Annotated in this window: 25 protein-coding genes; 10 read left to right on the top strand and 15 right to left on the bottom strand. The window is 70.0% G+C overall.

The features are described from left to right. The first annotated feature begins 55 nt into the window (after positions 1-55). Both ABZ208_RS19060 and ABZ208_RS19055 read left to right on the top strand, forming a co-directional pair. Positions 56-670 (top strand): DUF4383 domain-containing protein, encoded by a 615-nt coding sequence (locus tag ABZ208_RS19060; RefSeq protein WP_356910610.1) that lies wholly within the window; start codon positions 56-58, stop codon positions 668-670. Positions 671-680: 10 nt separating this feature from the next. Beyond that, complete coding sequence (locus ABZ208_RS19055) at positions 681-899, top strand: zinc ribbon domain-containing protein (RefSeq protein ID WP_356910609.1); 219 nt, start codon at positions 681-683, stop codon at positions 897-899. A gap of 191 nt (positions 900-1,090) precedes the next feature. On the opposite strand, the gene ABZ208_RS19050 is transcribed toward ABZ208_RS19055, so the two are convergent. Genes ABZ208_RS19050 through ABZ208_RS19040 form a run of 3 tightly spaced genes read right to left on the bottom strand, consistent with a single transcriptional unit; the run spans position 1,091 to position 6,011 of the window. Beyond that, a complete protein-coding gene (locus tag ABZ208_RS19050) occupies positions 1,091-2,062 on the bottom strand; it encodes an HAD family hydrolase (RefSeq protein ID WP_356910608.1) in 972 nt (323 codons plus the stop codon). Beyond that, positions 2,059-4,848 (bottom strand): phosphoribosyltransferase, encoded by a 2,790-nt coding sequence (locus tag ABZ208_RS19045; RefSeq protein WP_356910607.1) that lies wholly within the window; start codon positions 4,846-4,848, stop codon positions 2,059-2,061. Before ABZ208_RS19045 ends, ABZ208_RS19050 begins: the two co-directional genes overlap by 4 nt. Next, complete coding sequence (locus ABZ208_RS19040) at positions 4,848-6,011, bottom strand: HpcH/HpaI aldolase/citrate lyase family protein (RefSeq protein ID WP_356910606.1); 1,164 nt, start codon at positions 6,009-6,011, stop codon at positions 4,848-4,850. The genes ABZ208_RS19045 and ABZ208_RS19040 overlap by 1 nt, the downstream gene beginning before the upstream one ends. A gap of 202 nt (positions 6,012-6,213) precedes the next feature. Here ABZ208_RS19040 and ABZ208_RS19035 point away from each other — a divergent pair, with 202 nt between their 5' ends. Then, positions 6,214-7,035, top strand: a complete 822-nt coding sequence (locus ABZ208_RS19035) for a TerD family protein (protein ID WP_356910605.1) — start codon at positions 6,214-6,216, stop codon at positions 7,033-7,035. 31 nt (positions 7,036-7,066) lie between these two features. Here the strand turns inward: ABZ208_RS19035 and ABZ208_RS19030 are convergent, their stop codons facing one another. From ABZ208_RS19030 to ABZ208_RS19005, 6 genes are all read right to left on the bottom strand, one after another. After that, positions 7,067-7,804 carry a Tellurium resistance gene (locus tag ABZ208_RS19030; RefSeq protein WP_328401000.1) on the bottom strand — a complete coding sequence of 246 codons (738 nt, stop codon included), beginning with the start codon at positions 7,802-7,804 and terminating at the stop codon, positions 7,067-7,069. 109 nt (positions 7,805-7,913) lie between these two features. Next, a complete protein-coding gene (locus tag ABZ208_RS19025) occupies positions 7,914-9,062 on the bottom strand; it encodes a DUF475 domain-containing protein (protein WP_356910604.1) in 1,149 nt (382 codons plus the stop codon). Positions 9,063-9,215: 153 nt separating this feature from the next. Continuing rightward, positions 9,216-9,791 (bottom strand): TerD family protein, encoded by a 576-nt coding sequence (locus tag ABZ208_RS19020; protein WP_328400996.1) that lies wholly within the window; start codon positions 9,789-9,791, stop codon positions 9,216-9,218. A 124-nt stretch (positions 9,792-9,915) separates the two neighbouring features. Beyond that, the gene (locus tag ABZ208_RS19015; RefSeq protein ID WP_328400994.1) at positions 9,916-10,491 is read right to left on the bottom strand and encodes a TerD family protein; all 576 of its coding nucleotides are present in this window, start codon (positions 10,489-10,491) and stop codon (positions 9,916-9,918) included. A gap of 143 nt (positions 10,492-10,634) precedes the next feature. Then, positions 10,635-11,093: a peroxiredoxin gene (locus tag ABZ208_RS19010; protein ID WP_328400992.1), complete on the bottom strand. Its 459-nt coding sequence runs from the start codon at positions 11,091-11,093 to the stop codon at positions 10,635-10,637. A gap of 128 nt (positions 11,094-11,221) precedes the next feature. Further along, positions 11,222-11,659, bottom strand: a complete 438-nt coding sequence (locus ABZ208_RS19005) for a DUF3052 domain-containing protein (RefSeq protein ID WP_328400990.1) — start codon at positions 11,657-11,659, stop codon at positions 11,222-11,224. Positions 11,660-12,106: 447 nt separating this feature from the next. On the opposite strand from ABZ208_RS19005, the gene aceE reads away from it, so the two are divergent. Both aceE and ABZ208_RS18995 read left to right on the top strand, forming a co-directional pair. Then, a complete protein-coding gene (gene aceE, locus ABZ208_RS19000) occupies positions 12,107-14,854 on the top strand; it encodes a pyruvate dehydrogenase (acetyl-transferring), homodimeric type (RefSeq protein WP_356910603.1) in 2,748 nt (915 codons plus the stop codon). Between the two features lie 101 nt (positions 14,855-14,955). Then, positions 14,956-15,771 (top strand): ion channel, encoded by an 816-nt coding sequence (locus tag ABZ208_RS18995; protein WP_356910602.1) that lies wholly within the window; start codon positions 14,956-14,958, stop codon positions 15,769-15,771. A 3-nt stretch (positions 15,772-15,774) separates the two neighbouring features. Here the strand turns inward: ABZ208_RS18995 and ABZ208_RS18990 are convergent, their stop codons facing one another. The 3 genes from ABZ208_RS18990 to ABZ208_RS18980 form a co-directional block, all read right to left on the bottom strand. Beyond that, positions 15,775-16,083: a small hydrophobic protein gene (locus ABZ208_RS18990; RefSeq protein ID WP_328400984.1), complete on the bottom strand. Its 309-nt coding sequence runs from the start codon at positions 16,081-16,083 to the stop codon at positions 15,775-15,777. Positions 16,084-16,132: 49 nt separating this feature from the next. Then, the gene (locus tag ABZ208_RS18985) at positions 16,133-16,507 is read right to left on the bottom strand and encodes a peptidase inhibitor family I36 protein (RefSeq protein WP_356910601.1); all 375 of its coding nucleotides are present in this window, start codon (positions 16,505-16,507) and stop codon (positions 16,133-16,135) included. A gap of 151 nt (positions 16,508-16,658) precedes the next feature. Next, positions 16,659-18,266 carry an MFS transporter gene (locus ABZ208_RS18980; RefSeq protein ID WP_356910600.1) on the bottom strand — a complete coding sequence of 536 codons (1,608 nt, stop codon included), beginning with the start codon at positions 18,264-18,266 and terminating at the stop codon, positions 16,659-16,661. 116 nt (positions 18,267-18,382) lie between these two features. Here ABZ208_RS18980 and ABZ208_RS18975 point away from each other — a divergent pair, with 116 nt between their 5' ends. The 3 genes from ABZ208_RS18975 (at position 18,383) to ABZ208_RS18965 (ending at position 21,342) form a co-directional block, all read left to right on the top strand. Next, a complete protein-coding gene (locus tag ABZ208_RS18975) occupies positions 18,383-19,030 on the top strand; it encodes a TetR family transcriptional regulator (RefSeq protein ID WP_356910599.1) in 648 nt (215 codons plus the stop codon). Between the two features lie 161 nt (positions 19,031-19,191). Then, entirely contained in the window at positions 19,192-20,412 is a 1,221-nt protein-coding gene (locus ABZ208_RS18970; protein ID WP_356910598.1) for an alpha/beta hydrolase, read from the top strand. A gap of 66 nt (positions 20,413-20,478) precedes the next feature. Further along, entirely contained in the window at positions 20,479-21,342 is an 864-nt protein-coding gene (locus tag ABZ208_RS18965) for a DUF4429 domain-containing protein (protein WP_356910597.1), read from the top strand. Positions 21,343-21,591: 249 nt separating this feature from the next. Here the strand turns inward: ABZ208_RS18965 and ABZ208_RS18960 are convergent, their stop codons facing one another. After that, positions 21,592-22,605 (bottom strand): aldo/keto reductase, encoded by a 1,014-nt coding sequence (locus ABZ208_RS18960; RefSeq protein ID WP_356910596.1) that lies wholly within the window; start codon positions 22,603-22,605, stop codon positions 21,592-21,594. Positions 22,606-22,610: 5 nt separating this feature from the next. Further along, a complete protein-coding gene (locus tag ABZ208_RS18955; protein WP_328400970.1) occupies positions 22,611-23,066 on the bottom strand; it encodes a MerR family transcriptional regulator in 456 nt (151 codons plus the stop codon). A gap of 46 nt (positions 23,067-23,112) precedes the next feature. Here ABZ208_RS18955 and ABZ208_RS18950 point away from each other — a divergent pair, with 46 nt between their 5' ends. Together ABZ208_RS18950 and ABZ208_RS18945 are read left to right on the top strand one after the other, a co-directional pair. Beyond that, positions 23,113-23,616 carry a GNAT family N-acetyltransferase gene (locus tag ABZ208_RS18950; RefSeq protein WP_356910595.1) on the top strand — a complete coding sequence of 168 codons (504 nt, stop codon included), beginning with the start codon at positions 23,113-23,115 and terminating at the stop codon, positions 23,614-23,616. 108 nt (positions 23,617-23,724) lie between these two features. Continuing rightward, entirely contained in the window at positions 23,725-24,552 is an 828-nt protein-coding gene (locus tag ABZ208_RS18945) for a serine hydrolase domain-containing protein (RefSeq protein WP_356910594.1), read from the top strand. A gap of 98 nt (positions 24,553-24,650) precedes the next feature. Here the strand turns inward: ABZ208_RS18945 and ABZ208_RS18940 are convergent, their stop codons facing one another. Next, the gene (locus ABZ208_RS18940; protein WP_356910593.1) at positions 24,651-25,604 is read right to left on the bottom strand and encodes a DUF4344 domain-containing metallopeptidase; all 954 of its coding nucleotides are present in this window, start codon (positions 25,602-25,604) and stop codon (positions 24,651-24,653) included. Positions 25,605-25,682 lie beyond the last annotated feature (78 nt).

Raw genomic sequence — 25,682 nt, 5'->3', positions numbered from 1 at the left:
CGGGAGACGGCGGATCCTGGATGGTGGAGTACGCGTACGTACGAAGGAGGCCGAGATGGCCGCACACGTACTGCACTCGAAGACCGGCCCCATCAGACTCGACGAGCATCTGCCCGTCGATCACAGGCTCAGCCGCTTCTACCGCATCGGTGCGGCGCTGATGGGCCTGGTGCTGGTCGCCTTCGGCATCCTCGGTCTGATCGACCAGATCGGCTTCTTCGACACCCGTGGCGACACCGTCGCCGGCCTGAACACCAACGGCGCGCTGAGCGTCCTGTCCATCTGTGTCGGCGGGCTGCTCTTCGTCGGCATGGTGATCGGCGGCAACTTCGCCTCGACGCTGAACATGGTCCTCGGCATCCTGTTCATCCTCAGCGGCTTCGTGAACCTCGCCCTCCTCGACCGAAGCTTCAACCCGCTCGCGTTCCGCATCCAGAACGTGATGTTCAGCTTCGTGGTGGGCGTGATGCTGATGTTCTTCGGCATGTACGGGAGAGTCAGCGCGACCCTGCCGCACGACAACCCGTACTGGAAGGCCCGCCACCCCGAGCAGGCGGAACGCGAGCAGCGCGCCCGTCGGCGTACCGAACTCGGGGCGATGCGGCCGACGGCCTACCAGCCACCCCCACTCGCCCCGCCCAGCTCCCCGCAGGGGCAAGGGCGCCGCTAGCCTGGGGCGCATGCCTCGTTATGAATTCCGCTGCCGGACCTGCGGCGACACGTTCGAAGTCAACCGGCCGATGGCCGAGTCCTCCGCCCCCGCAAGCTGCCCCGCCGGTCACGACGACACGGTCAAACTGCTGTCGGCCGTCGCCGTGGGCGGTACGAAGTCCGCACCCGCGCCGAGCTCCGGCGGCGGTGGGGGCGGGGGCTGCTGCGGAGGCGGCTGCTGCGGCTGAGCAGCGGCACCGGCGGACGACCAGGGGCTCGGTGCGAGCCGGTCGATGACCGCGCTGCGACAGCACATGCCGTACGTGGGTACGTGTCGGTGGGTGTGCACCCCGAGCAAGCGCCTGCCCCCGCCCGGCGGGCGAAGCACGCTCAGCAGTGCGGCCGCGTCCCGTGATGCACGGGGCGCGGCCGCAGGTGTTCAGCGCTGGGCCGGGGGCGCGACGGGCCCGGCCGGCGATGCCGGGGCGGGGCCGACCGGTGCAGCGGGGCCGGCCGCCGCAGCGGGAACGCCTGCCGTCATGGTGGGAACTCCCGCTCGGCGGCGCGCCTGCTCACCCACCCGGCCGCGCTTCATGCCGCGCCGGAAGTCGCGGCTCGCGTTGCGGAACCGGCGCAGGATCTCCTCGCCCGCCGCGACGCCCTGCTGCGGCAGCGCCTCGATGTGCGGGGCGTGCCAGTCGGCGTCGGCGAGTTCGCCGTGGCCGGGCCGCCAGCCGCGGTGGGCGGCGAGCAGCAGATCGGCGTCGAGGAGGGAGTCCCCCGCGGTGAGGATGTGCTCGGCCCCTACGCGGCGCGCCACTTCGCGCACCGCGGCGCTCTTGGTGAGCGGCTTCGGTACGGCGTAGATCTTGCGGCCCTGCAGTGACACGGTCCAGCCGCGCTCCTCGGCCCAGGCGGTCAGTTCGGTGACCCATCCCTCGGGCAGCAGCTGGCGCTCGACGACGAGATAGGCGAACAGGTCCTCGGCGACCCGCTCCTTGCGCAGCCAGGCCGGATCGGCGGTGGCGGACAGATGGGCGCGGATCTCCTCGAGCGGGGCGCACTCCTGCGCGAGCCGGGCGGCGACCTGGTCGCGCCAGTCCTGGTCGGAGACGCCGTCGACGAGCAGATGCCCGCCGTTGGCGCAGATCGCGAACCGGGACGGGGCCCCGGGCAGGCTGATGCGCTGGTACTGCTTGCGGGTGCGGGTCGTCGTCGGTACGAAGACGGCGTCCTCGCTGACCCGGGACAGCAGTGCGGCCGCCCGCTCGGTCATGTACGACAGGGGCTTGTGCTCGTGCACCTCGACGCAGAGCAGCCGGGGGGCCACGGCGTCGGGCATGGTCAGCGCGAGGGCGGCGTTCGAGTAGATCAGCGTACGGTCGAGGTCGCTGGCAATGAGGACGGTCACTGGTCCGCCACCGCCTTGCCGTCGGCACCGGTGGCGCCGCGCGTGAACCGAGGGTGGATCAACCCGACGCAGCTGTACGGCAGTTCGTCGGCCTCCTCGACCGGGACGCCGCGCTGGTCGGCGAGCAGCCTGATGTGGTCGAGGTCCGCGCCCGCACCGCGCTTGGCGAGGATCTTCCAGGGGACGCGGCGCAGCAGGACTCGGGTGGTCTCGCCGACGCCCGGCTTGACGAGGTTGACGTCGTGGATGCCGTACTCCTCGCTGATGCGCTCCACGGCCGCCCAGCCCTCCCAGGTCGGGGCGCGGTCGGTGGCCAGCAGCTCCTTCACGTCGGCGTCGACGGCGTCCAGGACCTCGTCGAAGCGGGCCTCGACGGTGTCGAGGAAGTGGTTGGACACATCGGCGTCCGCCAGCTCGCGGTAGAACTTCGCGCCGTGGAAGTCGTACGGGCCGACCAGGTCGGCGCGCAGCACCGTGCGCGATATCAGGCCGGAGACGGTGGAGTTGAGGCAGGCGGAGGGGATCAGGAAGTCCTCGCGGGTGCCGTACGTGCTGACGCAGCCGCCGGGGTCGGCGAGGACCGCGATCTCGGGGTCGAAGCCCTGGAACTCCCGCAGCGCGTCGGCCAGTTCGCGGGTGATGGCGCCCTTACCGGTCCAGCCGTCGACGAAGACGACATCGGCCGGGTCGTGGTGGGCGGCCAGCCAGCGCAGGGCGTTGGCGTCGATACCGCGGCCGCGCACGATGGACACGGCGTAGTGCGGCAGGTCGAGGCCGTGCCGGTGCTGGGCCCAGCGGCGCATCAGTACGCCGACGGGGGTCCCGGCGCGGGCCAATGAGACCAGCACGGGGCGGGGCGAACGCTCGGCGAGCACCGTCTCGGTGACGGCACCGACGGCCCGTGCGATCCGAGCGGCGGAGGTGTCCAGCGCGGCGCGGAACAGCTGCTGGTACTCGGCGCTCGGCTGGTACTCGACGGGCAGCGACTCGGCGTAGTGCGCGCCGCCGCTCTGGATCGCCTCCTCGCGCTCCTCGGTCGGGGCTTCGAGCTCGGCCTCGGACAGATCCTGCAGCAGCCAGCCCACCTCGTCCGCCGCATAGGAGGAGAAGTCGGGGCCGCGGAGGGGCTCGGGCAGCATGGAAGCCCTTTCAGGTGCTTCGGGTACGTACGAGGGGACGACAGCGAGCACGACGCGCGGTATGTGCGCGGCGAGCTGGGCGAGCAGGCCGTCGGGGGCGTGCAGCCGGTCGGTGTCGGCGGTGGAGTCGACGACAGCGACGACGGCGTCGAAGCCGGCGCCCGCGACGTTGTAGGCGTAGCGCTCGCCGGGGCCGTCGGCCGGGTCGTCGTGGGCGGGGAAGACCAGCCGGCTGCGTATCGCGTAACCGGGGTCGTCGAGGGCGAGGACGGGTGAGCGGGTGGTGGTGGAGTAGTACACGTCCGCGTCGCCGCGCTGGTGCAGGGAGACGGCGAGACGCAGGGGTGCGTACATGAGCTCCTCGAAGCCGAGGACGAGCACGCGGCGGGGCCGCGCGGCAGCGTCTGCGGCTGCCCCGTCCCGGGCGGCGCCCGGTGCCTGCCTGCCGGACACGCTGTCGTCGGGCACGGATACGCCGCGGGCCGATGCGCCACCGGCCAGGGCGCGGTCCACCGCGGCGTCGCCGCCCGGCGTGCCATCGGCCGGAGCACCGCCGAAAGCCGCCCCGATGTGAACGGCTCCGGCCGGACCGCCGTCGCCGTCGCCCGGTGCGCCGCCGGTGTGAACGGCGTCGGTCGGAACGGCACCGGACGGACCATCGCCCGAAGCCGCGCCCCCGGCGGGAGCAACGCCGAAGGGAGCGCCGTCGGCCGGCGCGTCCGGGGCCTGAACGGCGTCGGCCGACTGCGCGCCCACCGCCTCGGCGAGCCTCGCCGCCATGCCCGGCAGTGCCGCCTCCAGCGCGCTGCGGTGCCCGGGTGTGAATCCGTGCCTGCCGCCGTCCGGGACCCCGGCGGGCCAGTCCAGCTCCACCCGGATGTGGCTCGCCTCCGTGACGGGGTGAGCCGGGACGACGGCGGCCGCCTGCCGCTCGTACCGCGCGACCAGCTCCTGCCCCTTCTCCAGGACACCGTCCGGCAGCCGGACCGTGCCCGTGGCCAGGGCGACCAACTCGATGTCGGCACCGATCTCGCCGGCGAAGGCGGCGAACCGCTCCCGGTCCCGCGCGGAGCGCATGTCGACCAGCGCCACGATCACGTACCGCTTGCGCGGGTGGCGCAGGTGCAGGTCGCGGATGGTGTTCAGCACGGTGTTGCCCGTGGAGAACTCGTCGTCCACGAGGATCAGCGGGCCGTCGCCCGCCAGCAGCTCCGGGTCCTCCGGCAGCAGAAGATGCGAGGTCGCGTGCGAATGGGACTCCTCGAAGCCGCCGGCCGGGGTGACGCCGTCGACCGGGCGGCGGGTGGAGTGCAGATACGGGGCAAGGCCCACTCCGTCCGCCACCGAGTGGCCGAGACCGGTGGCGGTCTCCGCGTACCCGAGGACCACCGCGCGCCGCGACTCGGCCTCGCCGAGCAGCTCACGCACCCGAAAGCCGAGGTCGTAGCCGGCCTGCCAGACGACCTGCGGGTTCTGCGGCACATGCTTGCCCAGCACGTTCGACACGAGCAGATGCGCCCGCTTGGGGTTGCGGCGCAGTGCGAGGCCCAGCAGCTGCGGCAGCTCCCCGTCGCCGTCGAAGGAGACTCCGAGCCTCTCGGCGACCCAGCTGCCCGTCCAGACCACGTCCGTGTTCTTCCTCTCCATCAGTCGGTGAGCCCTGCCGTCAGCAGGTCCACGAAGCCGACGTCCTCCTTGGCGACGCCGAACACCTCGGCGCGGCGCAGGGTGCGCTCCGCCCAGGCGCGGTGGGGCTTCACCTCGTTCATCTTGTTCGTGTAGGCCGAGCGCAGCACCCCGCCGCCGCCCCGCTCGGGCCGCAGGATGTCCTGGGCGTCGCTGAACTCCTCGTGGCTGACCACGGACAGTGCGTGCACCGGCAGCACGTGCGAGGGGTGGATACAGGTCTTGCCGAGCAGTCCGTTGGCCCGGTCGAGTTCGATCTCGCGCAGCAGGCCGTCCAGATCGTGTTCGATCAGGGCGTTGCGCAGCTCCTCGGCCCGTCCTTCGAGGAAGGGGCTGCGGCGCAGCTGTGGCTTGAACATGCGCTCCTGGGCGCGGAAGTACTCCCACACCGGTCCGGTGATGGTGTAGCCGGTGCCGTCGGAGCGGCCGAGGACATTGACGACGTCGGCGATCACGGAGGTGACGATCCGGACGTCGTACGCGGTCATGTCGGGCGTGCGGCGCAGGCCGTAGGCGGAGCAGAAGTCGGTGACACCGAGCCGCAGGGCGAGTACGCGCTCGCGGTACTTGTCGACGGTGTGGGCGATTCCGGTGAGTGTCGCGGTCCTGGTCTCCAGGTAGAGCAGTTCCGGTGACTCCAGGACGGGCATGGCGAACAGCCGGCGCCCGCTGCGGGCCTCCGCGGCGGTGAGCGCCTCCAGGAAGGGCACGCCGCGTTCCTCGGTGAACTTGGGCAGCACGAATCCGGACAGCAGGTCTCGCGCGGGCCCCAGCCGCTTGACCAGGTCGGCGATCTGGTCGGGCTGGCGGACCCGGACGAACAGCAGGGGCACGTCCTCGCCCCGTGCGGTCAGGTCGGTGAACTGCCTGACCAGGTTGGCCTCGGCCGCTTCGACGTCCGCGTCGTCGATGGAGTCCTCGAGGCACAGCACCATGGAGACGACTCCCCGCCCCGCCTGCTTGATCACGTCGTCGGCGAGGCGCGGCCGCGTGGCCGGGCTGTAGAGCGTGGCGCCGAGAGCGGCGGAGAGCGTCTGGGCCGGGGAGTCCGCATCGAACTCGGTCGGCTGCTGGTGGAACAGCCTGTCCCGGACAGCGGGCGGGATGTGCCCGAAATGACGCATGAATTATCCCCCGTACTGCCGTAGCGGCCCTCACAACATGTGGCCGGTAATAGTACGTAAGTGCAGGTGTCAAGAGTTCCCCAAGTTCATGAAATCCAGGTAACTCGTCTGCTTGTCGCCCCCCTCGTGTGCGTGGCGGCCGTGGCATCCGTACCACCGGTACCGGTACCCGCGTTGTCCTGGACACGGTCGGGCAGGCAGGATGACGGGCATGACGCACGCGATGCTGAAGGGCTCGAACGTTCCCCTCGACGCCACGGCCGTACGGGCCGTGCTGCGCTGGACCCCGGGCACCGGGGTCCCCGATGTGGACGCCTCGGCCCTGCTGCTCGGCGGCGACGGGCGCGTGCGCTCCGACGAGGACTTCGTCTTCTACAACCAGCCGCGTCACCCCTCGGGTCTGGTCAGGCGGCTGCCGAAGAAGCGGATCGCCGAGCACCTGACCGACACGGTCGAGGCGGATCTGGCGGCGCTGGATCCGACCGTCGACCAGGTGGTGCTCGCCGCCTCCTCGGACGGTGACACCTTCCAGCATGTCCGAGACCTGCGGATACTGCTCTACGACGCTGCAACGAGCGGCGGGGAGCCGCTGGCCGTCTTCGATGTGAAGCCGGAGACCGGCGAGGAGACCGCGATCATCTGCGGTGAGCTGTACCGGCGCGGCGAGGGCTGGAAGTTCCGCGCCGTCGGCCAGGGCTATCCGACGGGTCTGGTGGGGCTCGCCACCGCCTTCGGCATCTCGGTGGACGAGGCGGAGGCGGCGGCAGAGCCGCCCGCTCAGCCCGAGCCCCAGGCCGCACACCCGCCCGCCCCGGCACAGCCGCCCGCCCCCGGTTACGGGTACCCCGAGGCGGACGCCACCCGGCCCGCGTACGGCTATCCGCACGGCGCCCCGGCGCAGCCGGGGACCGCTCCGGTCCAGCACGGTTACGGCTACGGATACCCGCAGCCGGCCGCGGCGGCGTACGCGCCCGACCCGAACTTCCAGCTGCCCCCGATGGGACCGCAGTTCCTGCGCCGGTGACGGAGCCTGCGCGGCGCCGGGCGGGGGCACCTCAGACACGGCTCTTGTAGCCGCGGCCCCACTGCAGGCCCCACCCGTACAGCCGGTCCAGCTCGGCCTGGAAGCCGTACACGAACTTCACCTCGCGGCGCACGACCAGCTCGCCCTTGATGTTGTCCACGGAGAAGACCGCGCAGGAACGGGCCTGCGGGGCACGCTCGTCGAGCTCGATCTCGACCCGCGGGCCGTTGCTCGGATAGAGCGTGACATGCGCATGCGTGCGGTCGAAGGCGGGCGTCTGGTCGTAGATGTAGACGAAGAACAGCAGCCGCTTGATCGACTCACGGTGGTCGAGATTGACGAAGATCGTCTCGCCGGAGGGGGCGCCGAACCGGTCGTCACCGCTGAGCCGGACATAGGGCGCTTCGTTCAGACTGCCGAAGAAGCTGCCCAGCGGCTGTACGACGCCCTTGCTGCCGTCCGTCATCTCGTACAGACAGCCGAGGTCGAGGTCGACATTGACCACACCCTGGGTGTGGGCCTGGACCACATCGGGCTGGAAGAGCTTCAACGGGTGGCGCAGCAGCCTGCCGCTCTGGCGCGACCGCCCCTCGATGTCGGAGCTGCGCATCCGCCAGGAGAGATTGACGCGCAGGTTTCCGCTCGCCGCGCCTTGCTTGGTGAGCGAGACGGTCGGGCGCCGCTTGGTCAGCTCGATGGAGTTGCTCGCCGCGCTGCCCGAGTCGAACTGCGCCGCCCTCCCCCGCCACAGGTTGTCCCAGAAGGCCATGCCCCACCCCTATTGGTCCGTCGGTCCCCGCGCACAAGCAGCGGGGCGGCCCCGAGGCTCAGGAACCTCGCGACCGCCCCGTTCAGAGCGTTCCTCACCCGGGAGGGTGTCACACCCCGGACGACACTCCGGCTTCGTCGTCCGAGGTCTCAGCTTTTCCCTCGGCTGCCGCGAGTGCCTTGTTGCGCCGCACCGAGGACCAGAAGGACCAGGCGATCAGGGCGACACCGATGAGGCCGGTGACGACCTCGGGGATTTCGTACTGGATGGTGATCAGCAGGATGACCGCGAGCGCACCGATCGCGTAGTGCGCGCCGTGCTCGAGGTAGACGTAGTCGTCGAGGGTGCCCTGCCGGACCAGGTAGACCGTGAGCGACCGGACGTACATGGCGCCGATACCGAGGCCGAGCGCGATGACGACCGGGTCGTTGCTCACGGCGAAGGCACCGATGACGCCGTCGAAGGAGAACGACGCGTCCAGGACTTCCAGGTACATGAACATGAAGAACGCGGCCTTGCCGACGAGCTTGACGGCGGAGACGGGCTTTCCGGCCTTCCTGGCCTCCTCCTCGGCCTCCTGCTCGCGCTCCTCCTCTTCCTCGAGCTTGTCCTCGAAGTAACCGGACAGTCCGCCGACGATCATGTAGGTGATCAGACCCGCGACACCGGAGAGCAGTACGGTCGCCGACTTGTCCGTGTGCACGCCGCCGTACTGGTGGGCGTGGACGGCGAAGGTCATCGAGGTGACCAGCAGGACGATCAGCGCGATGCAGGCGGACAGCATGTCGACCTTGCCGAGCTTGGCCAGCGGCCGCTCCAGCCAGCCGAGCCACTTGATGTCGCGGTCCTCGAAGATGAAGTCGAGGAAGATCATCAGCAGGAAGATGCCACCGAAGGACGCGATGGCCGGGTGGGCGTCGGTGACGAGCTGCTCGTACTTCTCGTGGTCGTTCAGTGCGAGGTCGATCGCCTCGATCGGCCCCAGCGACGCGGTGATCGAGACGATCACGACGGGGAACACGAGGCGCATGCCGAAGACGGCGATCAGGATGCCGATGGTGAGGAAGATCTTCTGCCAGAACTCACTCATCTTCTTCAGCACGCCGGCGTTGACCACCGCGTTGTCGAAGGAGAGCGAGATCTCCAGGACGGACAGGATCGCGACGAGCCCGAAGGCCGTCCACCCCCCGTAGAACACCGCAGCGACCAGGCCGAGCGCAGTGACTGCGAACGACCAGCCGAAGGTTTTCAGTACCACTGGCTACCCAATCGTTGTGTACGGGCCTCCCGCCGGAGCGGGCCTCCCCCGAGCCGCACGCGGCTTGCGCTGCAATCTCCCGGAGGACACCTCCGGCCCCCAGCAGAACCTCTGGGGACCGACTCCCGACTTTGCAGTGCGCCGCACATGGCTTTACGAAACATTGACCCCGAAGTCTAGAGCGATGCCCCGCAGCCCCGACGCGTACCCCTGCCCCACGGCTCGGAACTTCCATTCGCCCCCGTAGCGGTACAGCTCGCCGAAGATCATCGCGGTCTCCGTCGAGGCGTCCTCGCTCAGGTCGTAGCGGGCCAGTTCCTGGCCGTCTGCCTGGTTCACCACGCGGATGAAGGCATTGCTGACCTGGCCGAAGGTCTGGCCGCGGTTGTCGGCGTCGTGGATCGAGACCGGAAAAATGATCTTGTCGCAGTGCGCCGGCACGGCGGGGAGGTCCACGATCAGCGACTCGTCGTCGCCGTCGCCTTCACCGGTGAGATTGTCGCCGGTGTGGGTGACCGATCCGTCCGGGCTCGTCAGCTGGTTGTAGAAGACGAACCAGTCGTCGCCGAGGACGCGCCCGTCCTGGCAGAGCAGCGCGCTGGCGTCGAGATCGAAGGGCGCCCCTGTGGTGGAGCGTGCGTCCCAGCCCAGTCCGATGAGGACCTGGCTGAGATTCGGTGCGGCCTTGGAGAGGGAGACATTGCCTCCCTTGGCGAGCGTGACGCCCATGACGGTGGTCCTCCCCGAAGTGGTGTTACGGACAAGCAGGCGCGTCCGGCGCCGCACACGGGAGTGCGGCGCCGGACACGGTCGTACGGTCGGCGTACGGTCAATTCCGCGGTGCGAAGGCGGATCAGACGTTGACGCCGAAGTCCTGCGCGATGCCGCGCAGGCCCGAGGCGTAACCCTGGCCGATGGCACGGAACTTCCACTCCGCCCCGTTGCGGTACAGCTCGCCGAAGACCATCGCGGTCTCCGTCGAGGCGTCCTCGCTCAGGTCGTAGCGCGCGAGCTCGTTGTTGTCGGCCTGGTTCACCACGCGGATGAACGCGTTGCGCACCTGGCCGAAGGACTGCTGACGGCTCTCGGCCTCGTAGATGGAGACCGGGAAGACGATCTTGTCGACGTCGGCCGGGACGCCGGCCAGGTTGACCTTGATCTGCTCGTCGTCACCCTCGCCCTCACCCGTCAGGTTGTCGCCGGTGTGCTCGACGGAGCCGTCCGGGCTCTTGAGGTTGTTGAAGAAGACGAAGTTGCCGTCGGTGGCGACCTTGCCCTCGGCGTTGGTCAGCAGGGCGCTGGCGTCGAGGTCGAAGTCGGTGCCGGTGGTGGTCCGGACGTCCCAGCCCAGGCCCACGGTGACGGCGGTCAGGCCGGGCGCGGCCTTGGTCAGCGAGACGTTGCCGCCCTTGCTGAGGCTGACTCCCACGAGTCCCTCCATTGGTTTTCAGGGGCAGCGCCCCCGTAGTGCGTTGGCAATCGGATCAACGAATGGATCCTAGTGACCGGTTCCCGGTCAAAACAGGTGTTGCGCGGTGGTTGCCCGATGGATCAGGGCGGTTGCCCGGTGGATCAGAGGGTGTCGAGCGCCTTGACGTACTCGTTCAGGTCGCGGGCGTCCGGCAGAGCGTTGACGACGGTCCAGCGGACCACGCCTTCCTTGTCGATGATGAAGGTGCCGCGCACCGCGCAGCCCTTCTCCTCGTCGAAGACGCCGTAGGCGCGCGAGATCTCGCCGTGCGGCCAGAAGTCCGAGAGCAGCGGGTACTCCAGACCCTCCTGCTCGGCGAAGACCCGCAGGGTGTGGATCGAGTCGTTGGAGACGGCGAGCAGCTGCGTGTCGTCGTTGACGAACGCCGGCAGCTCGTCGCGCAGCGCGCACAGCTCGCCCGTGCACACTCCGGTGAAGGCGAACGGGTAGAAGAGCAGCACCACGTTCTTCTCGCCGCGGAACTCGGAGAGCGCCACGGTGCGGCCGTGGTTGTCCTTCAGCTCGAACTCCGGGGCCTTCGCCCCGACCTCGATCGCCATGGAAAACGCCATCCCTTCGGTAAGCCGATCCGGTGAAGGCCCAGCCTACGCAGAAGGCGCCCGCCGGAGCGCAGAAGGCCCCCGCCGGTCTCCTGTGCCGGCGAGGGCCTCGGTTCTGCTGCTGCGGCTCAGCGCTTCGACTTCGCCGCCTTGGGAGTCACCAGCCTGCTGCCGGACCAGTCCTTGCCGGCGTTGATGCTCTTGGTCTGGGAGAGTCCCGCGGTCTGGGCGGCCTCGTTGATGTCACTGGGCTCGACATAGCCGTCACGGCCTGTCTTCGGAGTCATCAGCCAGACGGCTCCGCCCTCTTCGATCAGACCGATGGCGTCCACCAGTGCGTCCGTGAGATCGCCGTCCTCGTCCCGGAACCACAGCACGACGACGTCTGCGACGTCGTCGTAGTCCTCGTCGACGAGTTCCTGGCCGGTCACGGCCTCGATGCCTTCACGGAGCTCCTGCTCGACGTCGTCGTCGTAGCCGATCTCCTGGACCACCTGTCCGGGCTCGAACCCCAGCCTTGACGCCGGGTTGGTCCGCTCCTCCGCGTGGTCCGCGGTCGCGCTCACGGCTTGCCTCCTGATCGTTTTCGGAAAATGCTGCGGCCGCGCGCGTACGCGCGGCGTTGGCCGTAGTCCACACGGGCGGGGCGGATCGCGCAAGTACCCGGCCGTTCAGACCGCCGAAACGGTGACGTTTGCTGCCGTCTCGGCGCATCTCCAGGCGAGCACGAGGGCTCCGTCGCGTGAGGGATGGGACCTTTCAGCCATCTTTGCGCCATTCCTACCCGTCGGGCCACCCATCGGAACCGAACGGCCGAACGAAACACTTGCGCCCCTTGGGCGTAAGGTTGCGATTTGGCCCTCTCCGGACACGGGCTTCGGACCGGATGCCAGGAAGATCCGGGGTTACCCCTCGGTAGAGATGACGTACGCCTTCCCGCGGTACACGATGGAGGCGGTGCGACACAGCGCAGACATCCCAGTGGCAGATCCACCGAACAGCGAAGGAACAGCGTGGCTTCCGGATCCGATCGCAACCCGATCATCATTGGCGGCCTTCCCAGCCAGGTCCCGGACTTCGATCCAGAAGAGACCAAGGAGTGGCTGGACTCCCTCGACGCCGCCGTCGACGAGCGGGGTCGCGAGCGTGCCCGCTATCTGATGCTCCGCCTGATCGAGCGGGCGCGCGAAAAGCGTGTCGCCGTGCCCGAGATGCGCAGCACGGACTACGTCAACACCATCGCCACCAAGGACGAGCCGTTCTTCCCCGGCAACGAGGACATCGAGCGCCGGATCCTCAACGCGACCCGCTGGAACGCCGCGGTGATGGTCTCCCGCGCACAGCGCCCCGGCATCGGTGTCGGCGGCCACATCGCCACCTTCGCCTCCTCCGCATCGCTCTACGACGTGGGCTTCAACCACTTCTTCCGCGGCAAGGACGAGGGCGACGGCGGCGACCAGATCTTCTTCCAGGGCCACGCCTCGCCCGGTATCTACGCCCGCGCGTTCCTGCTGGACCGGCTGAACGAGACCCAGCTCGACGCGTTCCGCCAGGAGAAGTCCAAGTACCCCAACGGCCTGTCCAGCTATCCGCACCCGCGGCTGATGCCGGACTTCTGGGAGTTCCCGACCGTCTCCATGGGCCTTGGCCCGCTCGGCGCGATCTACCAGGCACGGATGAACCGCTACATGGAGGCGCGCGGCATCGCGGAGACCTCCAAGTCGCATGTCTGGGCGTTCCTCGGCGACGGCGAGATGGACGAGCCCGAGTCGCTCGGCCAGCTGTCCATCGCCGCCCGTGAGGGCCTGGACAACCTGACCTTCGTCGTCAACTGCAACCTGCAGCGCCTCGACGGCCCGGTACGCGGCAACGGCAAGATCATCCAGGAGCTGGAGTCGCAGTTCCGCGGCGCCGGCTGGAATGTCATCAAGCTGGTCTGGGACCGCTCCTGGGATCCGCTGCTGGCGCAGGACCGTGACGGCATCCTGGTCAACAAGCTGAACATCACGCCGGACGGGCAGTTCCAGACGTACGCCACCGAGACCGGCGCGTACATCCGCGAGCACTTCTTCGGCGACGACCACCGGCTGCGCGCCATGGTCGAGAACATGACCGACGACCGGATCCTGCACCTGGGCCGCGGCGGCCACGACCACAGGAAGATCTTCGCTGCCTACTCGGCTGCCCGCGAGCACAAGGGCCAGCCGACCGTGATCCTCGCCCAGACGGTCAAGGGCTGGACCCTGGGGCCGAACTTCGAGGGCCGCAACGCCACGCACCAGATGAAGAAGCTCACGGTCGACGACCTGAAGGGCTTCCGCGACCGGCTGCACCTGCCGATCACCGACAAGCAGCTCGAGGACGGCCTCCCGCCGTACTACCACCCGGGCCGCGACTCGGAGGAGATCCAGTACATGCACGACCGCCGCAAGGGCCTGGGCGGTTACGTCCCGACCCGTGTCGTGCGGTCCCAGCCGCTCGTGCTGCCGGACGACAAGACGTACGCGGCCGTGAAGAAGGGCTCGGGTCAGCAGTCGATCGCCACCACCATGGCGTTCGTCCGCCTGCTCAAGGATCTGATGCGGGACAAGGAGATCGGCAGGCGTTTCGTGCTGATCGCGCCGGACGAGTACCGCACCTTCGGCATGGACTCGTTCTTCCCGAGCGCGAAGATCTACAACCCGCTGGGTCAGCAGTACGAGGCCGTGGACCGCGAGCTGCTGCTCGCCTACAAGGAGTCGCCGACCGGCCAGATGCTGCACGACGGCATCTCCGAGGCAGGCTGCACCGCCTCGCTGATCGCCGCCGGTTCGGCGTACGCCACGCACGGCGAGCCGCTGATCCCCGTCTATGTCTTCTACTCGATGTTCGGCTTCCAGCGCACCGGCGACCAGTTCTGGCAGATGGCCGACCAGCTCTCGCGCGGCTTCGTGCTCGGTGCCACCGCGGGCCGTACGACGCTGACCGGTGAGGGTCTGCAGCACGCGGACGGCCACTCGCAGCTGCTGGCCTCGACCAACCCGGCCTGTGTCGCCTACGACCCGGCGTTCGGCTACGAGATCGCGCACATCGTCAAGGACGGTCTGCGCAGGATGTACGGAGGGGACGCCGAGCACCCGCACGGCGAGGACGTCTTCTACTACCTGACCGTCTACAACGAGCCGATCCAGCACCCGGCCGAGCCGGCCGACGTGGACGTCGAGGGCATCCTCAAGGGCATCCACCGCTACAGGGCGGGCGAGTCCGGTGCGATCCCCGCGCAGATCCTGGCGTCCGGCGTGGCAGTGCCATGGGCGGTGGAGGCCCAGCGGATCCTCGCCGCCGAGTGGAACGTCCGGGCGGACGTCTGGTCGGCGACCTCCTGGAACGAGCTGCGCCGCGAGGCCGTCGAGGTGGAGAAGCACAACCTGCTGCACCCCGAGGAGGATCAGCGCGTCCCGTACGTCACGCAGAAGCTGTCCGGCTCCGACGGCCCGTTCGTCGCGGTCTCGGACTGGATGCGCTCGGTCCCGGACCAGATCTCCCGCTGGGTGCCGGGCACGTACCAGTCGCTGGGCGCGGACGGCTTCGGCTTCGCGGACACCCGCGGCGCTGCCCGGCGCTACTTCCACATCGACGCCGAGTCGATCGTGCTGGCGGTGCTCACCGAACTGGCGCGTGAGGGCAAGGTGGACCGCAGCGTGCTGAAGCAGGCGGTGGACCGCTACCAGCTGCTCGATGTGACGGCGGCGGACCCGGGCGCGGCCGGCGGCGACGCGTAACCCGCCTGCGGTGGGCGCCACCGAGGGCGGCGGGACCGGGCCACCGGACCGCCGCCCTCGGCGCGCCGCTGGGTGAGGGGCCGCCCCTTACGATGCCGGGCATGAAGGAACGAACCGCGCAGATGCGCTGGGAAGCGCGCACCCAGGGACCGCTGCTGTGGCTGGCCGGCGCGTTCGGTCTCGCGTACGCGGTACCGATCGTCACCCCGGACGCCGGCCGCTGGGTGCACACGCTGTGCACGGGCGTCGAGTGGGCGGTGTGGGGCGCGTTCGCCTTCGACTACCTCGTCCGCCTTGCCCTGGCGCCCGGCAAGCGGCTGTTCGTGCGCAGCCATCCGCTGGATCTGCTGGCGGTCCTGCTGCCGCTGGTGCAGCCGCTGCGGCTGCTGCGGGTGGTGGCCACGCTGCTGCTCGTCGGGCGGCGGGCCCGGATGGCCCCGCAGATCACGCTGACGACCTATGTCGGCGGCGCCGTGGTGGGGCTGATGATGTTCGGATCGCTGGCGGTGCTCCGTGTGGAGCGGGACGCGCCGGGCGGAAACATCAAGACACTCGGCGATGCGGTCTGGTGGTCGTTCACCACCATGACGACGGTGGGGTACGGCGACCATGCGCCGACGACCGGGCTCGGGCGGGTGCTCGCCGTAGGGCTGATGCTGTCGGGCATCGCGCTGCTCGGTGTGGTGACGGCGAACATCGCCGCGTGGTTCATCGCGCGCTTCGAGCGGGACGACGCCGAGGAGCGCCGGCAGACGGCGCTCCTCGAGGCCCTGACCACGGAGGTCAAGGCGCTGCGGGCGGAGGTGGCGACGCTCTCCGCGACCGCGGCGACCGCCGGTGCGGCGGACCCGGCGGCCGGGACGGGCCCTGTGCCCGCCCCGGCCGGTGCGTCCGACGACACGGCTGTCCGTGGCTGACGATCACCACATTCCACTGCCGGGGGCGGTGACCCCCGCCAGCCAGACCACGGCCAGGACGGTGTCGATCGCACCCAGAACCAGAGCGGCCAGGGCCGGCACGGGCTGGGCGCCGTTCCAGCGGCGTCCCATGCCGAGCCAGCCGCAGGCGATCGCGATCGGGCCGAGGACGATCCCCAGCACGAAGAATCCCGCGATCGCACAGATCAGCCCGATGATTCCGAGTGCCGCGCGATCCGGCCCGCTCCGAGACCAGTTGAAGCCGCGTGAGCGGGGGTGCCTGCGCGTGGTGTTTCCGAAGCCCGCCATCATCACTCCCTGGGGTCGTCGAATCAGGGCTCGGGCTTTCGGGTACCCCGCCTCAGCGCTCCCAGACCTTGAACGCCCTGACCTGGTACGGGGCTTGCGGCACCCAGGTCCCGCCGCCCGGATAGGTCTCGAACTCCCCGGTCTCGGCGCACTCCTGGGACTGGTAGGCGGTCACCGGCCGCCCGAGGCGGTTGGCCAGCGCCTGGGCGGTGGTGCCGGCCGGGAGCGCGATGCAGGAGTCGATGTCGAGGCCGGACAGTTCATGCACCTGCCGGGCACCCCTGAAGTCCGGTTTCGCCCACAGGCACAGCTGACCGGCCGCGCAGGCACCGAGCCGGGGCGGCGCCGCGGAGGCGGCGGGCGAGGCGGCGGCGAACGCGAGCAGGGCGGTGGCGGCCAGGGCGGCCGCGAGGACGGTCGTACGCATACGGATCAACCCCCGTGTGGTTACGGATCACTTGGCCGCACCCTGACCTGTGGTGACGCGGGTACGGAAGGGGGCCGGGCGTGGATCACCCTGATAGGCGACAGCCCCGACGGGCGGACCCGGCGGGGCTGTCGTATGCACGAGGTTGACGTCAGATGTGGGCCGCGCCCGCACCCGCTTCGGCGTTGGCGCCACGCTTGGTGAGCAGCGCGACCAGGACCGCGACCGCGGCGACGCCCGCGGCCACCAGGCACGCGAGGCCCATGCCCGAAATGAAGGTGTCGTGCCCGACGTCGACCATCTTCTGGGCAATGGCCGGCGGGGTCTGCGGTGGCGGCAGGACCAGGCCCTGCTGTACGCCCTGGGCCGCCTGCTCCATCTGCGCCGGGCTGAGCGGCGGGAGCCCCGCGTCGGCCCAGTTGCCCGCGAGGTCGTTGTCGACCTTGGAGGCCATGACCGCCCCGAGCACCGCCGTGCCGAGGCTGCCGCCGATCTGCATCGCGGCCTGCTGCAGGCCGCCCGCGACGCCGGAGAGCTCCATCGGGGCGTTGCCGACGATGACTTCGGTCGCGCCCACCATGACCGGTGCGAGGCCGAGGCCGAGGAGGGCGAACCAGACGGACATCGCCAGGCTGCCGGTGTCGGTGGTCAGCGTCGACATGCCGTACATCGCGACCGCCGTGAGCACCATGCCGCCGGCCAGCGGGACGCGCGGGCCCGCCTTGGTGATCAGCACGCCGGCGAGCGGGGAACCGACGATCATCATGCCGGTGAGGGGCAGCAGGTGCAGACCGGCTTCGACGGGCGTCATGCCGTGCACGTTCTGCAGGTAGAAGGTGACGAAGAACAGGCCGCCCATGAAGGCGATGGCCATCAGCACCATCAGGACCGTGCCCGCCGACAGCGGCACGGACCGGAACAGCTTCAGCGGGACCAAGGGCTCGTCGACCTTGGTCTCCCAGAAGGCGAAGAGCCCGAAGCAGACGAGGGAGGCGGCGAGGAAGCCCCAGGTCGAGCCCGCGCCCCAGCCCCAGGCCGGTGCCTTGATGAGCGCCCAGACCAGGCAGAACATCGCCGCGGACAGCAGCAGGATGCCCAGGATGTCGAAGGACCTCGGCGCGTTCCGGGCGCGGTGGTCCTTGAGGATCAGCACCCCCAGGACGAGCGCGATGACGCCTACGGGGATGTTGATGAAGAAGACCGACTGCCAGCTCACGTGCTGGACGAGCAGGCCGCCGAGGATCGGGCCGCCGGCCGTGGAGGCTCCGATGACCATGCCCCAGATGCCGATCGCCATGTTCAGCTTCTCGGCGGGGAAGGTGGCGCGCAGCAGGCCGAGCGCGGCGGGCATCAGCAGCGCGCCGAACAGACCCTGCAGCACACGGAAGGTCACGACCAGGGCGATGCTGTCGGACAGCCCGATGGCACCCGAGGCCGCGGCGAATCCGACGACACCGATGAGGAAGGTCTGGCGGTGGCCGAAGCGGTCACCGAGCTTGCCCGCCGTGATCAGCGTCACGGCGAGGGCGAGGAAGTAGCCGTTGGTGATCCACTGCACATCGGCGAAGGTGGCGCCGAGGTCCTGCGCGATGACGGGGTTGGCGATCGCGACGATCGTGCCGTCCAGCGCGACCATCATCACTCCGATGGCCACGGCGAACAGCGTGAGCCAGGGGTGGCCGCGCAGCCCCTTGGCCGGTGCCGGCATGGGGTCCTGAGGATCCCTCGGCGCCTTCTCGACAGCGGTCTGACTAGTCATACGGGGGACAATATGTCAGCGACTGACAGTTGACAAACCGATTCACCCACCGGTAACTGACACATGGCCCAGAGATAGGCTGAGACGTTTCAAAGCATCAGAAAGAGGACGGTGACGTGACGGTCGAGCCGACCGGACTGCGCGCCCGCAAGAAGCAGCGCACCCGTGACGCACTCCTGCGTGCGGCGCTCGAGCTGTTCACCACCCAGGGGTACGAGGAGACCACCGTCGACGAGATCGCCGACGCGGTCGAGGTCTCCCAGCGCACCTTCTTCCGCTACTTCGCCACCAAGGAGGAGGCGGCCTTCGCCGTCCAGGACCTCGCGGAGTCGCACTTCATCACGGCGCTGCGCGAACGGCCCGCCGAGGAAGGCCCGTTCGAGGCGATGCGCGGCGCGGTACTCGGCGCCTGGGACACCATCGGCGAGGCGATCGAGGAGATCGTTCCGGTCGATCTGTACATGCGCAGTTACCGGATGATCGAGTCGACGCCGACGCTGCTCGCCACCCATCTGCGCCGCTCCGCCGAGGTGGAGGAGACGATCGCCCAACTCATCGCCGAGCGTGAGGGACTCGATGTGGAAACGGACCCGCGCCCGCGTGTCGCCGTCGCCGCGTTCAGCGGTGTGATGCGGGTGACCGGGCGGCTGTGGGGGCAGGGGGAGGACGTCGGCATGGAGTCGATCCGGGCGCTCACGGCGGACTACCTCGACCACCTCGGGGCAGCGCTGGCCCAGAACTGGCGTACGACAGCGGCGAGATAAGTCCCGGATAGGGCCGGCCGCCCGGAACCGACCGTTCCGCGCCGGAGCGTACGCCTCAGGCACACGGAACGTGACTCGCTTCCCCGTCATTACGTTCCCCTCACGTGATCTGTCTCACGCTGTCGGCGAGCCCCCGCGCGCGTCTCCTAGGGTGTCCCGCAGTGACTTCCTTCGACTCCTCCCCCACATCGACCGTGTGCCGCGCCCTGCTCGCCCTCGCGGTGGTTTTCGTGATGCTGGCGATGACCGGCTGGACCGCCGTCCGGCACCCCGGCGGCCCGCGCGACACCTTCGCGGCCGAACAGACGGGATGGAACAAGGCCACGGTGAGCGGGCGCGACGTGCCCGACGCCGATGCCCGGCCGCACGAACTGGCGGCGTTCTTCGCCTCGATCGGCGCGGCCGACAGCGCCGAGCTCGCCGACAGGTTCCCCCATGTCGTGGGCAACCTCAACGGCGTACCGGTGACCCTGCGCTACCGCGCCAACCGCAAGGCGCTGGCGGGTTCGCTCGCGGCCGAGCGCAAGCGCGTCGACGACCCCAACCTCACGGCTGCCGGCCACCGCGAGGCGGTCCGCCGGATGGACCGGTTCCACGTGCTGATGAGCAAGGACCGGCAGATCCTCGCCTTCGACCCGGCCGGCCCCGGCCGGGTGGCCGAGGTCCTGGGCGACCTCGACCAGGCGCAGCGCGTCTCGGTGATCGTGCCCGGTGTCGACACCAATCTGCTCACCTTCCAGCGCACCGCCCGCAAGTACTCCGCGCCGGTCGGCATGGCCCAGTCGCTGTACGCGGCACAGCGGGCCGCCGCTCCCCAGGTGCCCACGGCCGTGATCGCCTGGGCCGACTACACCTCGCCCGTGGGGGTCGGCATGGAGTCGGCGATAGGGCGCCTCGCCGAGAACGGCGCGGTGCGGCTGACCGCTCTCACCGAGGCGCTGCCCGCCGGCTCCAGGGTGGCGCTGTTCTGCCACAGCTACGGCTCCGTGGTGTGCGGCGTGGCCGCCCGCGGTCTGCCGGACCGCGTCGAGGACATCGCGGTGGCGGGCAGCCCCGGGATGCGCGCCGAGAACGTCGCCGGGCTGGGTACCGGCGCCAGGGTGTGGGCCATGCGCGACGGCGACGACTGGATCCAGGACGTGCCGCACATGGAGGTCGGCGGGCTGGGGCACGGCGAGGACCCGGTGACGCCGGAGTTCGGCGCGCGGGTCCTGTCCTCGGCCGGTGCCGTCGGCCACACCGGCTACTTCGAGCCGGGTACCGAAAGCGTCGACAACTTCGCCGAGATAGGCGTCGGTTGGTACGCGGGCGTGAGCTGCGCGGGTGGGGATGACGGATGCCGTCACGGTATTTCCGGCATGACCACGGACGGACGCGCGTAGAGCACGGTGCATCGGGCTGATGACCGAGGGGCGACGGACAGGCGTCGTCCGCATACGATGAGGCACATGGGTGATGTGCTGGCGGGTTTTCAAGCCACCTGGGAGTTCGAGACCGACTCCGTGCTCATCCGCTTCGAACGGGGGATCCGCACGCCGAAGCTCTGGGCCGCGCTGCGAGAACGGCGCATCCCGCACGAGGCGTTGGCGGCGGTGACGCTCTCCCCGGGCAAGCGGGGCACGGTCGTCCTGCATGCGGTGCCGAGACCGGGCGCCGACCCGCTGATGGAGGCGGCGGCCGGACAGTTGAAGGAAGGCTGCGACCCGTACCGGCTGGTGCTGCCGGCGGACCGCGAGGTGCTCGCCGAGTACTACGCGGACGAACTGCGGGCCCGGCTCGGGCCGGACGCGGACGGGGCCGCCGAGCAGTACCTGGTGGCCGCGCCCGAGGTCCCGCTGGGGTTCAAGGCGTACGACGGCAAAGCCTCCTTCGACGGCAAGCACGTCGCGTTCCGCTGGTTCTGGACGGGCGCGTCGTCCGCCAAGTGGAAGGCGGGCGACCAGAGTTTCCCCGTGTCCGAGCTGAGCGGGGTGGAGTGGCGCTCGCCCGAGGTCTTCGACGGCTATCTGCGGCTGCTGCGCCGCACGGCGGACTCCGGCGGCGGTCAGCCCGCGCAGGCGGACCAGGACCCGGCCGCGGTGGTGTTCGGTCTCGGGTACGGCCCGGTCCACGAGTCGCTGCCGTTCGCTGCGGCGGTCCTGGAGTCGGTACGCAACACGAGCCCGGCCCCGGCCCTGACCCCGCGCGCCGCCCGCCGCGACCCGGCCGACATCGCCGAGCGGATACGGCACCTGGGGGATCTGCACCTGGCGGGCCTGGTGACGGACGAGGAGTTCAGCCGGAAGAAGGCGGAGCTTCTGGCGGAGCTGTAGCGGGGGTCTCGGACGTGGCCGGGTCCATGGGCGTGATACCCCCGGGCTCGGGTGACCCCGCCCGGGCCGCCCCGGCCTCCTGGACGCCGACCCGCGTGGCAGGTCATCGTTCTCGGCCTCGGCCCGGTCCGGCAGGGCGACAACGCCACCGCCCGCAGCCGCGCAGCGGAACTCCTCACCCAGGATGAGGGGTTCGGCCTGTCCGAGAAGCCCCGCCCCGGTCGCGCGACACCGCGGGCGCCGGCAGCGCTACTCGCGGGCGGCCGACGTGGAGGACATGTCCGGGTAACGGTCGCCGGCGACCTGGCCGGCGATCGGCTCCAGCGCGGCCAGCTCGTCCTCGCTCAGCGTCAGCCGGGTCGCGCCGACGTTCTCCAGCAGACGGCTCGCCTTGCGGGTGCCGGGGATCGGGACCACGGCGAGCGAGTGCACCTGGGCCCGCTGCTGCACCCAGGCCAGGGCGACCTGGCCGACGGTCGCCCCGTGCGCCGCCGCGATCTTGTGGACGGGCTCCAGCAGGGCCGCGTTCGTCCTCGCGTTCTCGCCGGTGAAGCGCGGCTGGTACTGGCGGAAGTCCTCCTGCGGCAGATCCTTGGCAGCGTCGGTGAACGCCCCGGTGAGGAAGCCCCGGCCGAGCGGCGAGTACGGCACGAAGGCGACGCCGAGCTCGGCCGCGGCGCCGACCGCACTGCGCTCCACGTCCCGGCTGAACAGCGACCACTCCGACTGCAGCGCGGCGATCGGGTGCACGGCGTGCGCCTCGCGCAGCTCGGCGCCGGTCACCTCGCTCAGCCCGAGATGCCTGACCTTGCCCTGCCGCACCAGCTCGCCCATCGCGCCGACGGAATCGGCGAGCGGTACGGCCGGGTCGCGGCGGTGCATGTAGTACAGGTCGATGACATCGGTCCTCAGACGACGCAGGCTGTCCTCGACGGCCCGGCGGATGTAGGCCGGGTCGTTGCGAATGCCCCGGTAGTGCGGATCGTCGGTCCGCTCGATGGCGAACTTGGTGGCCAGCGTGATCTCGTCACGGTGCGCGCCCACGAACGGCGCGAGGAACTCCTCGTTGGCGCCCCGCCCGTAGGCGTCGGCCGTGTCGAAGAGCGTGACGCCCTCGGCGAGCGCCACTTCCAGCGTCTGCCGGGCCGCGGCCTCGTCGGTGGCCCCGTAGAACTCGCTCATGCCCATGCAGCCCAGGCCCTGGACACCGACGAGCGGACCACCGGTCCCCAGGCGTACCTGTGCGATCTTGCTGTTGGTCATCGGGCTCAGACCCTCTCCGACGCCCTTCGGGCGTCCGCGTAGTACTCGATCTTGTGGTCCAGTACGGCCAGGGTGTCCTGGAGCTCCGCGATCCGCTCGACGACATCGCGCCGGGTGCTCTGCAACAGCTCCTGGCGGGCCTCGAAGGTGTGCTCGCCCTCCCGGACCAGCTCGGCGTACGTGACCATGTCGGCGACGGGCATCCCGGTCAGGCGGAGCTTGCCGACGAAGGTGAGCCAGTCCAGGTCGCGGTTGGTGAACCGACGCTGCCCGGTGTGCGACCGGTCCACGTGCGGCATCAGCCCGATCCGCTCGTACCAGCGCAGGGTGTGCGCGGTGAGCCCGGTGAAGGCGACGACCTCGCTGATGGTGTAGCGGTCCTGACCGTCGGGGCGCGGATGCGCGCGGGGAACGGCCTTGCAGAGATCCGTCCGTGCCGGGGTGCTCTCGATCACCGTCATGGCATCCACGCTAGAACCTTCGAGTGCACTCCAAGCAAGTGGAAACGTGGCCGCTTCGCCGCCGTGCCAATTGGCCTTCCGGATCACGAGTCTCGCCCGCCGCGCCACGCCTGAGGACGCCGAGGAACTGGTTCGCCTGCGCAAGGTCATGCAGGACTCCTGCCATGGCCCGAACCCCGATGTCAGCTGGCAGCCGGCCGCGGTGGCGACGCTGCGTGCCCGCCTCGACCCGGCGGGCACGCAGACGGCCTACGTGGTCGAACGCTCCGGCCCCGGCGGTGGCCTCGCGGCCTGCGCGGTCGGCACGATCGAGTACCGCCTCGGCGGCCCCGGCAACCCCGAGGGCACGAGCGGCTATGTGTTCAGCGTCGCCACGGACGAGGACATGCGCCGCCGCGGCTGCTCACGCGCGTGCATGAAGGGCCTGCTGGGCTGGTTCCGGGAGCGCGGCGTGCGCAGGATCGACCTGCGCGCCTCGTCGGAGGGCGAGCTGTACACGTCCCTGGGCTTCGTCCGCACACCGGACCCGGCGATGCGGCTGTCGCTGTGACGGGGACGGCGCACTCCACTGTTCGCGGCGTGGCTGAACGGGCCGGTGAGGCCCGTCGGGTCCACCCGCCGTCCCGTGCGCCGCGGGCGAAGAATTAGGCTCGTACGCATGCAGAGCCTGGCGATGATCGAGAACTGGCCCGTGCCGACCGCGGCCGCCGCCGTCGTACGAGCGGACGGCACGGTCGCCGGATCGTACGGCCCGACGGGCCGGCGTTTCCCGCTGGCCTCCGTCACCAAGCCGCTCGCGGCGTACGCGGCGCTGGTGGCCTACGAGGAGGGGGCGATCGAACTCGACGAGCCGGCCGGACCCGAGGGGGCCACGGTGCGGCATCTGCTCGCGCACACCTCAGGGCTCGCCTTCGACGAGCACCGGGTCATGGCCGCGCCCGGCACGCGCCGGCTCTACTCGAACGCGGGCTTCGAGGTGCTCGGGGACCATATCGCCAAGGCGACCGAGATCCCGTTCGCGGACTATCTCCACCAGGCGGTGCTGGAGCCGCTCGGTATGACGGAGACGACGCTCGACGGCTCCCCGGCGAAGGACGGTGTGTCCACCGTCGACGATCTGGTGCGCTTCGCCGCGGAGGTCCAGGCACCGCGGCTGCTCGACGCCCGTACGGTGCTCGATGCCATGTCGGTCGTGCACCCGGGACTGTCGGGGATCCTGCCGGGATACGGGCACCAGAAGCCCAACGACTGGGGTCTCGGCTTCGAGATCCGCGACTCCAAGTCGCCGCACTGGACCGGTGCTTCCTCCTCGCCGCGCACCTTCGGTCACTTCGGCCAGTCCGGCACGTTCCTGTGGATCGACCCGGATGCCCGGGCGGCGTGCGTGGCGCTCACGGACCGGGCCTTCGGGCCATGGGCGATCGAGGCCTGGCCTCGGTTCACCGACGCGGTGCTCGCCGAACTGCGCGGTCCCATCGGGACCTGAGCGGCCCACCGCCCCACCGACCTCAAGAACGAGCGGTCGCGCACCTGCCTGCAGGACCCTTCAGCGGGTGGGTCACCGTTCAGCTCCTGCCGGCATGCTCATTGGCCTCTGCGGAGGTCGTCGATCTGCTTCTCGAAGGCCTTCGTCTCCGCGATCAGGTGGTCGCGTGCGTTCGCCTGCGTCTTGTCGCCCTGGTCCTTGAACGCCTCGGTGAAATGCGCCTGGAGCTGGGTCCACCAGCCGTAGTCCAGCATCGCCCAGGCCTGCGGACACAACGGGGCGCGGGTCTTCGGCAGGTAACCCGCACCGACCAGGGGGCCGTAGTACCTCTTCGGGTCGCTCCCCTCGAGGTAGCAGAGGAAGGTGAAGACCCGTTGCTGGGTGACGGGGTGATCGCTCGAGAACCCCTCCAGCGTCAGCTTGCCCTCCTCGCGGGCGAGTTCGTCGAAAAGGATTGCCGCCGCCAGCGACGGGCCCGGTCCGACCTCGTTGACGGTGTAGAACGACGCGAACCCGTCGGCGGCGACCTCCTCGAGACCGAGATTCGCAAGCAGAAGCTGACGCTGCAGAGCATGGCCCATCTCGTGGCCGAAGATGAACTGCGTCGACAGTGCGGTCAGGTCGTCGGCATTGAACTGGGCCTCGGGCAACACGGCGGGACGCTTGACGGTCTTGACCACGTCACTGAGAACCCCTTCGATCTGGGTCAGGAACACCGGCGGCACGAAGATCGTCCTGCCGTCGGGCTGGGTGACCGCATCCGTAACCCCTGGTGGGACCTTGTCGGTGACTTTCACGACCATGTCATGCGGGAGGGCGACCGACTTGTTCACCCAGTCGGCGACCTGCTCGAGCACGCCGGAACTCCGGATCACCGTCACGGCGTGCCGGTCCTTCGGCTTGATCGCGCTGTCCTCGTAGACGACCGTGACCTTGCCGCTCGCGGCCGCGTTGCCGTCGCCGCCGCACGAGACGACTGCGAAGCCGGCGACGAGCAGCGCCCCCACGAAAGCAGTCCTCGACCTGGCCGAGTACGCACCACCGCTCTCCACCCTGGTCAGCTCCTTTCCTTGGTCAAGGCGTTGGGGCGGGCGGTTGCACCTGCGTGGTCGCCGGAGCCACTTCCCGAG

This window comes from Streptomyces sp. NPDC006208 (assembly GCF_040613775.1).
GTDB lineage: Bacteria > Actinomycetota > Actinomycetes > Streptomycetales > Streptomycetaceae > Streptomyces.
The sequence above is the reverse complement of the archived record's forward strand: the minus strand, read 5'-3'. Positions and strand labels throughout refer to the sequence as shown.

Excerpts from the sequence above, each read along its gene's own strand:
- ABZ208_RS19035 (WP_356910605.1), top strand. The coding sequence starts at position 6,214 with ATGACGGGCATGACGCACGCGATGCTGAAGGGCTCGAACGTTCCCCTC.
- ABZ208_RS18980 (WP_356910600.1), bottom strand. The coding sequence starts at position 18,266 with ATGACTAGTCAGACCGCTGTCGAGAAGGCGCCGAGGGATCCTCAGGAC.
- ABZ208_RS18965 (WP_356910597.1), top strand. The coding sequence starts at position 20,479 with ATGGGTGATGTGCTGGCGGGTTTTCAAGCCACCTGGGAGTTCGAGACC.
- ABZ208_RS19055 (WP_356910609.1), top strand. The coding sequence starts at position 681 with ATGCCTCGTTATGAATTCCGCTGCCGGACCTGCGGCGACACGTTCGAA.
- ABZ208_RS18990 (WP_328400984.1), bottom strand. The coding sequence starts at position 16,083 with ATGATGGCGGGCTTCGGAAACACCACGCGCAGGCACCCCCGCTCACGC.
- ABZ208_RS18960 (WP_356910596.1), bottom strand. The coding sequence starts at position 22,605 with ATGACCAACAGCAAGATCGCACAGGTACGCCTGGGGACCGGTGGTCCG.
- ABZ208_RS19060 (WP_356910610.1), top strand. The coding sequence starts at position 56 with ATGGCCGCACACGTACTGCACTCGAAGACCGGCCCCATCAGACTCGAC.
- ABZ208_RS18955 (WP_328400970.1), bottom strand. The coding sequence starts at position 23,066 with ATGACGGTGATCGAGAGCACCCCGGCACGGACGGATCTCTGCAAGGCC.
- ABZ208_RS19045 (WP_356910607.1), bottom strand. The coding sequence starts at position 4,848 with ATGGAGAGGAAGAACACGGACGTGGTCTGGACGGGCAGCTGGGTCGCC.
- ABZ208_RS18995 (WP_356910602.1), top strand. The coding sequence starts at position 14,956 with ATGAAGGAACGAACCGCGCAGATGCGCTGGGAAGCGCGCACCCAGGGA.
- ABZ208_RS19040 (WP_356910606.1), bottom strand. The coding sequence starts at position 6,011 with ATGCGTCATTTCGGGCACATCCCGCCCGCTGTCCGGGACAGGCTGTTC.
- ABZ208_RS19030 (WP_328401000.1), bottom strand. The coding sequence starts at position 7,804 with ATGGCCTTCTGGGACAACCTGTGGCGGGGGAGGGCGGCGCAGTTCGAC.
- ABZ208_RS19010 (WP_328400992.1), bottom strand. The coding sequence starts at position 11,093 with ATGGCGATCGAGGTCGGGGCGAAGGCCCCGGAGTTCGAGCTGAAGGAC.
- ABZ208_RS19020 (WP_328400996.1), bottom strand. The coding sequence starts at position 9,791 with ATGGGCGTCACGCTCGCCAAGGGAGGCAATGTCTCCCTCTCCAAGGCC.
- ABZ208_RS18945 (WP_356910594.1), top strand. The coding sequence starts at position 23,725 with ATGCAGAGCCTGGCGATGATCGAGAACTGGCCCGTGCCGACCGCGGCC.
- ABZ208_RS18985 (WP_356910601.1), bottom strand. The coding sequence starts at position 16,507 with ATGCGTACGACCGTCCTCGCGGCCGCCCTGGCCGCCACCGCCCTGCTC.